Raw genomic sequence first — 726 nt, 5'->3', positions numbered from 1 at the left:
GGTCGAGAAGGGCAACCACCGCCACTTCATGGGCAAGGAGATCCACGAGCAGCCGGAGGTCGTCGGCCGCACGCTGGCCCATTACGTCGACCTCGCCAACGGCCGCGTCGCCCTGCCGGCGGACCTGCCGTTCGACTTCGCCACGCTCTCGCGCCTCTCCATCACCGCCTGCGGCACCGCCTACTACGCCGGCCTCGTCGCCAAGTACTGGTTCGAGACCCTGGCGCGCCTGCCCGTGGAGATCGACGTCGCCTCGGAAGCCCGCTACCGCGAACCGCCCCTCGACCGCGACGGCCTCACCCTGGTGATCTCGCAATCGGGCGAGACCGCCGACACCCTGGCGTCCCTGCGCTACGCCAAGGCCCAGGGCCAGCACACCCTGGCGGTGGTCAACGTGCCAACCTCCACCATCGCCCGCGAGGCCTCCGCCGTGGTCCCGACCCTGGCCGGCCCCGAGATCGGCGTGGCCTCGACGAAGGCGTTCTCGTGCCAGCTCACGGTGCTCCTGTGCCTCGCCATCGCGGCGGGCCGGGCCCGCGGCACCCTGAGCGCCGAGCGCGAGCGCGCACTGGTGGACGCCCTCATCACCGTGCCGGGCCTGATGGCCGAGGCGACCAAGCGCGAGGGCGAGATCGAGATCCTGGCCCGCGAGGTGTCGAAGGCCCGCGACGTGCTCTATCTGGGGCGCGGCACCAGCTACCCGATGGCCCTGGAAGGCGCCCTGAA

Annotated in this window: 1 protein-coding gene; it reads left to right on the top strand. The window is 71.9% G+C overall.

The annotated features are described in order from the left end of the window. Positions 1 to 726: SIS domain-containing protein (locus FV218_RS22475; protein WP_147711610.1), on the top strand; the 726-nt coding region annotated here is incomplete at both ends.

Origin of the sequence: Methylobacterium sp. WL69 (genome assembly GCF_008039485.1) — a bacterium.
In the GTDB taxonomy this organism is placed as follows: Bacteria; Pseudomonadota; Alphaproteobacteria; order Rhizobiales; family Beijerinckiaceae; genus Methylobacterium.
Note: the sequence above shows the minus strand (reverse complement) of the source record. Positions and strands in the feature narration are given on the sequence as shown.